Annotated in this window: 6 protein-coding genes and 1 pseudogene; all 7 read right to left on the bottom strand. The window is 64.7% G+C overall.

The features are described from left to right. Window positions 1-240: pseudogene (locus tag ABEA18_RS18665) on the bottom strand (sugar phosphate isomerase/epimerase); the annotation flags it as partial. Between the two features lie 47 nt (window positions 241-287). Further along, window positions 288-1,472, bottom strand: coding sequence for a Gfo/Idh/MocA family protein (locus tag ABEA18_RS18660; RefSeq protein ID WP_345451605.1), 1,185 nt, complete (start codon window positions 1,470-1,472; stop codon window positions 288-290). Between the two features lie 9 nt (window positions 1,473-1,481). Further along, a complete protein-coding gene (locus ABEA18_RS18655; RefSeq protein ID WP_345451603.1) occupies window positions 1,482-2,618 on the bottom strand; it encodes a Gfo/Idh/MocA family protein in 1,137 nt (378 codons plus the stop codon). Continuing rightward, entirely contained in the window at window positions 2,615-3,364 is a 750-nt protein-coding gene (locus ABEA18_RS18650) for a sugar phosphate isomerase/epimerase family protein (RefSeq protein WP_345451601.1), read from the bottom strand. The genes ABEA18_RS18655 and ABEA18_RS18650 overlap by 4 nt, the downstream gene beginning before the upstream one ends. Before the next feature lie 48 nt (window positions 3,365-3,412). Beyond that, the gene (locus ABEA18_RS18645; RefSeq protein ID WP_345451599.1) at window positions 3,413-4,306 is read right to left on the bottom strand and encodes a carbohydrate ABC transporter permease; all 894 of its coding nucleotides are present in this window, start codon (window positions 4,304-4,306) and stop codon (window positions 3,413-3,415) included. After that, window positions 4,306-5,268, bottom strand: a complete 963-nt coding sequence (locus ABEA18_RS18640; RefSeq protein WP_345451597.1) for a carbohydrate ABC transporter permease — start codon at window positions 5,266-5,268, stop codon at window positions 4,306-4,308. The genes ABEA18_RS18645 and ABEA18_RS18640 overlap by 1 nt, the downstream gene beginning before the upstream one ends. A 10-nt stretch (window positions 5,269-5,278) precedes the next feature. Then, on the bottom strand, window positions 5,279-6,595 hold the full coding sequence (locus ABEA18_RS18635; RefSeq protein ID WP_345451595.1) for an ABC transporter substrate-binding protein: 1,317 nt from the start codon (window positions 6,593-6,595) through the stop codon (window positions 5,279-5,281). Between the last annotated feature and the right edge of the window lie 133 nt (window positions 6,596-6,728).

Below are 6,728 nucleotides of genomic sequence, written 5' to 3'. Positions count from 1 at the left end.
ATCGCACACGGCCTGGCCCTTGAGGTGATTGGAGATGGCCCAGACCTTGAGGTTGTATTTGTCCAGGACGGCGAGCTTGGATTCGACGTAGCCGGGTTCGTCCCAGCGCCAGGCGTCCAGGTGGTCGCCCGAGACGGCGATTTCCAGGCCGTCGTAGCCCCAGCCGGAGGCCAGGCGCGCGACTTCCTCGAAGGGCAGGTCGGCCCACTGGCCGGTGAACAAGGTGTACGGGCGGGGCATGGGTTCTCCTTGGGAAAAGTTTCGGGGCGTGGTTCAGGCCAGGGCTGTCAGTGGCCGGAGACCTGGATGATGGCGGACTTGGCATCGGCGGATTCTTCGATGGCGGCCAGGACCTGCTGGACGGCGAGCCCGTCCTCGAACGACGGCGACGGCGGGGTCCCGGCGTCGATGGCGGTCAGGAAGTCACGGATTTCGTGGGTGAAGGTGTGTTCCCAGCCGATGACGTGGCCCTGGGGCCACCAGGCGTCCATGTAGGGGTGTTCGGGTTCGTTGACCAGGATCCGGCGGAAGCCCTGCTCCCGGACGGGCACCGTGGCGTCCATGAAACCCAGTTCGTTGATGGATTCCAGGTCGAACAGGAGCGAGCCCTTGTCGCCGTAGATTTCCATCGTGAGCGAGTTCTTCTTGCCCGTGGCCATGCGGGAGACTTCCACGGAGGCGACCGCCCCGGAGGCGAGGGTCAGCGTGGCCCAGGCGGCGTCGTCGACCGTTACTTGTTCCGGACCGTCCGCGCCGGGGCGGCTGTCCACGAAGGTGTGCAGCCGGCCGGAGACCTCGGTGACTGTGTCCCCGAGCAGGAAGAGGACCTGGTCGATGGCGTGGGAGGCGATGTCGCCGAGTGCCCCGGATCCGGCGCTTTCCTTGTTCAGCCGCCAGGTCATGGGGGAGTCCGGGTCCACGAGCCAGTCCTGCAGGTAGGCGGCGCGGACGTGCCTGACCGTGCCCAGGCGGCCCTCGGCGATCAGTTCCTTCGCCAAGGCGAGGGCCGGGACGCGGCGGTAGTTGAAGCCGATCATGGACTGGACGCCGCGCGCGCGGGCGGCGCGCGCGGCTTCCGTCATGGCTTCGGCCTCGGCCAGGGTGTTCGCGAGGGGCTTCTCGACGAGGACGTGTTTGCCCGCTTCCAGCGCGGCGATGGCGATTTCGGCGTGCATCCAGCCCGGAGCGCAGATATCCACGATATGGACGTCGTCGCGTTCCAGGACCGAACGCCAGTCCGTGGCGGACTCGCTCCACCCGTACCTGGCCGCGGCCTCGGCGACCTGTTCCGCATCCCGGCCCACGAGCACTTTCTGCTCGAAGGCCGGAACGTCGAAGAAGCTGCCCACGTTCCGCCACGCGTTCGAATGGGCCTTGCCCATGAACGCGTAACCGATCGCGGCAACACCCAGGGTTTTCTTGCCCGGTGCGCCGTTCTGGGGGGTGGTGGGGGTTGGGGCGGAGCTGGTCATGAGTGATTCCTAGAGGGTGGCGGCCATCGGGTCCCAGTCCTCGGGGAGGGCCTGGGAGGTCACGGCGGAGCTGTCGACGCCTACAAAGGTGCCGGTTTCGGCGGACTCGGAAATGGAAACCAAGGTATCGACCACGTGGTAGGCGAGGGCTCCCTGGGCGCGGTGCGGAACACCGGCGCGCAGGGACCGGGCCATGTCCAGCACGCCCATGCCACGGCCGTTGGCCGGTCCCGTGGCGGGGATGGTTTCTGCTTCCTCGGCTCCGGCGCGCCAGAGCTTGAGGTCGCCGTCGAAGTAGTTCGGATCCGGCAGCTCCAGGGTGCCCTCGGTGCCGGTGATCTCCACGAAGCCCATCCGCAGGCGGGGGGATTCGAAGCTGAAGACGCTGTGCGAGGAGGCCCCGCCCTCGAACTGCAGCATCGCGGAGACATGGGTGGGGACCTCGACGGGGAATTCCTCCCCGGCCTTGGGCCCGGAACCGACCACGCGGACGTCCTTGGCTTTGGAGCCGACGGCGGCGACCTTGCGGACCGAACCGAAGGTCTGGACCAGGGCGGTGATGTAGTAGGGGCCCATGTCGAAGAGCGGACCCGCGCCGTGGGCGAAGAGGAAGGACGGGTTCGGGTGCCAGGACTCCGGGCCGGGCGTCTGGAACATGGTCAGGGCGGTCAGCGGGGTGCCGATGTCACCGCGTTCAATGATCCGCCGGGCCGTCTGCAGCCCCGCGCCCAGGAAGGTGTCCGGTGCGCAGCCCAGGCGGATGCCGGCGGCGTCGGCCGTCTTCAACAGCGCCAGCCCGGATTCGCGGTCCAGGGAGAACGGCTTCTCGGTCCAGACGTGCTTGCCGGCATTCACGGCAGCCGTGGCCACCTCGACGTGCGCGGCCGGGATGGTCAGGTTGACGATGATCTCGACGTCGGGATGGTTAAGTGCCGCGTCAACGCCACCCCACTCCGGGATGCCGTATTCCTTGGCCCGCGCTTCCGCGGCCTCCTCGAACAGGTCGGCGATGACGTGGACTTTCAGGTCAGGGAAGACCGTCAGGTTGTCCAGGTAAGCCTTGCTGATGTTGCCGGCACCGATGACGGCGACGCCCACCGGTCCCTTGCGGGTGGACGGGGTGGACTGGTGCGTTGCGGCGCTCATGCGTTCACTTCCTGTGCTGCGTTGTCCTGAAGGAAGGCGAGGCTTTCGGCGATGCCTTCGAAGATGTCTCCGGCGTAGTCGTCGAACTCCACGACGCCCACTTCCAGGGACTTTACGGCAGCAACGACGTCGAGCACCGGAATGGTGCCCTGGCCCGCCGGCAACTGGGCCTTCGTGTCCGTGGTGCCGGGGCCGTCCTTGATGTGGATGAACTTCACGCGGTCACCGAGGCGGGCGAGTAGTTCCACGGGGTTCTGGCCGCCGACGGATGCCCAGTAGGTGTCCACTTCCAGGACCAGTTCCGGGTCGAGGAGGCCTTCGAAGTACTCCAGGGCGGTCTGGCCTTCGATGGTGGACTCGAGTTCCCAGGCGTGGTTGTGGTAGCCGACGCGGATGCCGTATTCGGCACCTTTCTTCGCCGCGGCGTTGAGCTTGGCCGCGGTGGCCTGGATGTCCTCGGCCTTCTGCCAGTGCTCGGCAGGCAGGTACGGGTCGATGACCGTACTGATGCCCAGCTCCTTGGCGGCTGCGAAGATCTCATCCTGGTCCTGGCTCAGCAACGGCGCGTGCCCGGACGGGGCGCTCAGCCCGTTCTCCTTCAGCGCGGCGCCGAGCTCCTTCGCCGTGGCCACGAAATTGTAGGGTTCAACCTGCGTGTAACCGATCTCGGCAACCTTCTTGATGGTGCCTGGCAGGTCTTCCTGCATGGCATTGCGCAGGGTGTACAGCTGGATGGAGTAAGACATGGTTTTCCTTTGCGTTGTCAGTTGCGTGAAAAGTTCGATTACCGGCTGTTAGCGGCCGGCGAGGGATCCGCCGATGCCGCCGACGCTGAAGTACTTGTTCAGGGTGGCGAAGACGATGATCGGCGGGAGCATCATGATGACCGCGAGGGCCATGACGCCGGACCAGTCGGTCTGGTTTTGTTGGAAGAACGACTGGACGCCCATGGGGAGGGTGAAAATTTCGTTCGAGCGCAGGAACACGATCGCTACGAGGTAGTCGTTCCAGGCCAGGAGGAAAGCGAAGATGGCCGTGGACAGGATGCCGGGCAGGGAGTTGCGCAGCACCACCTTCGTGAACGATCCGAAGACCGAGCAGCCGTCGATCCAGGATGCTTCCTCGAGGCTGACCGGGATGGAGTCGAAGTAGGCCGCCATCATCCAGGTGGCGACTGTCATGGTCGAGCCGACGTAGATGATGATCAGGCCCATGAGGTTGTCCACGAGCCCCAGGTTTGCGAACAGGATGAACAGCGGCACCACGGACGTGATGATCGGCAGGGACTGCATGACGAACAGCAGCAGGGAGTAGCCGGAAACGGCCCTGGATCGGCCGCGGGAGAGGACATAGCCGGCAGGTGCGGCCACGGCGACGGCGACGATCACGGTGCTGACGGTGGTGATGAGGCTGTTCTTGAGCCAGGTGGCCGCCAAGGTCTCGGAGAAGACGTTGCTGAGGTTCTCAAAGGTGAGACCGGTGGCGGTGCTGTTGGGGCCCGGGGTCAGGGCCAGGACCACGGTGACCATGATGGGGACCAGGACGATGGCAGTGATGGCCAGGATCAGGACAAACCGCCACCAGCGTCCGCGCATGCCTGCTTCGGAGAGGACGCGGCGGGATTTCTCGGGTCCCGCGACACCGAGCGCGGGGCCGGATTCGGGGTGGGCGTGGAGTACTGCGCTCATTATTCGACGCTCGACTTTCGGATCTGGCGGTACAGGAAGACCGACACGACGACGAGGGTGAGGGTCATGAGGAAGGCGATGGCAACGCCGGGACCGGTCTGGAAGTCCTGGAAGACCGTGCGGTAGGCCAGGACCACGAGGGAGGTAGTGGCGTCAACGGGGCCGCCGCCGGTAAGGAGGTAGATCGTGGGGAAGTCGTTGACGCAGAAGATCGTCATCAGGATCCAGCTGATGTAGGTGGAGCGGGCGATCAGCGGCAGGGTGATCTGGGTGAACTGCTGCCATTTGCTGGCGCCGTCCATGCTGGCGGCTTCATAGACGGTGGTGTCTACCGAGGCCAGTGCTGCCGAAATCATCATCATCATGAAAGGGAAGCTGACCCAGACCTTGAACACCATGACCATGACCGCGGCCAAGTGGGGGTCCGCCAGGAACAGGGGCGTGCCCAGTCCAAGGTTCCGGAAGATGGAGGGGACCAGGCTGTCCGGGGTAGCGACGAGCCAGTTCCAGGCGGTGGAGGAGACCACGATCGGAACCACCCAGGGCAGCAGGAGCAGGACCTTGAAGGTCCCGCCCGCCGGGATTTTGGTGCGCAGCAGCAGGGCCAGGCCAAGGCCAACCAGCCAGGAGCCGAAGACGCCGACGATCGTGAACCACAGGGTGAACTGGGCGGCCTTCCAGAAAGCCGGGGAAGTCAGGACATGGCCGAAGTTGTCGACTCCGACGAAGTTGCCCGTGTCGATCAGGGAGCCGTCGTGGGTGGCCTGGACGCCGGCATAGACCAGCGGGTACCCGTGGATCAGGACCAGCAGGATGACCGAGGGCAGCAAGAGCCAGAAGAACGTCCGCTTGGTCTGTCCCGAAAGTTTGCTCTTGCGGTTCAGGGACCCGCCGCCGGACCCGCCGGGAGCGAGCCCCCGACGCGCCCGGGCGAGGCCGGACTGTGTTGTGGTGGTTGACATGGCGACGGCTTTACTTCTTCATGACGGACTCGAGGCCGGTCTTGAAGGCCGTGAGCGCCGTCTTGGCGTCGGTCTTGCCGGTCAGGATGGTCTGAGTGAACTGGTTGAGTGCCTGGCCGCCGTCGAGGACAGCGAGGTTGGCGTTGAGCGAGGTTCCCTGCGCCGCGAAGGTCTTGGCGATGGGCTGCCATTCCTTGACGATCTTGACGTTGTTGGCGTCGCTCGTGAATTCGGGCATCTCCGTGATGGATTTGAATACCGGCAGGGCGTTCATGAGCTTCTGGCGCCACAGCTCCTTGAGCTGTCCCATGTAGTAGGTCAGGAAGGCCTCGGAGGATTCCTGGGACGGGGTGTTCTTGTACATCATGATGTTGTTCGGGAAAACGAGTCCGTGCTTGTCGCCGTGCGGGCCTGCAATCGGGCTGGCCACCATGATGTCGCCGGAGGTGTCGCCGACGCGAGCCGGCACGCCCAGGACGTACGGGCCGAAGGCGGCTTTCTTGTCCTTCCACTGCGCGTTGAGGTTGTCCGTGGTGTAGCTGACTGCAGCAGGGTCGATGATGCCGTTGGAGACCAGTTCCAGAAGGTACTCCGTGGCTTCGACGTTGCGGTCGTTCATGACGTCCAGTTGGCCGTCCTTGGTGAAGACGCCACCGCCGTTGTTGACCATCATCATGATCATCGAGTGGTTGCCGATGTTGTTGCCGGCACCGGACCCGGTGGCGAAGCCGAAGGCGCCGATCTTCTTCAGTGCCTTGCCTGCGTCAAGCAGCGAGGCCCAGTCGGTGGGCAGCGCGACGCCGGCTTGGTCGAAGAGGGACTTGCGGTACCAGAAGACGCGCATGTCCAGCTGCCACGGAACGGCGACGTAGCCCTTGTCGGACTTGAACGGGTCCAGCACGCCGGGCAGGAAGTCGTCGAACTGGCCGTTCTTCTTGAGCGCGTCGATGACCTTGTCCGCGTACGCGATCTGACCCTGCTGGTCGAACTGGAAGGCCTGGAAACCGCCACCGGTGGACACGGCGGGACCGGTCTTGGACGCAATGGCCGAGGAGAAGGTCTGGTAGAAGTTGTTCCACTGAATGATCTGGTAACCGGCCTTGCTGTTGCTGCCAGTCGGGACGTAGGACTCGCTGATCTTCTTCGCGGCATCGTTATAGGCCGGGGTGGCCCACGGCATGTCCCAGAACTTGATGGCGCCGCCAGCGGAGCTCGAGCTGGAACCGCCTCCGCAGGCTGCGAGCAGGGGGACAGCCGCTGCCGCCGCCGTGAGGCCGAGGAAACCCCTGCGGGAGAAATTGCGGCTGGCTTCGGACTGAACATTCATGATGATTCCTTTCGGGACCGCTGCGTGGTCTTCGCGTTCGGTGCGGTCCGGCTCGTCGTCGAGAAGGCTAATGATTGCTTTTGGTGCTGTTTGCTCGATGGTGCTGGTTGCGTAGTTGAGGAGAAGTGTGGGT

Source organism: Arthrobacter gyeryongensis (assembly GCF_039543785.1).
Lineage (GTDB): Bacteria > Actinomycetota > Actinomycetes > Actinomycetales > Micrococcaceae > Arthrobacter > Arthrobacter gyeryongensis.
Note: the sequence above shows the minus strand (reverse complement) of the source record. Positions and strands in the feature narration are given on the sequence as shown.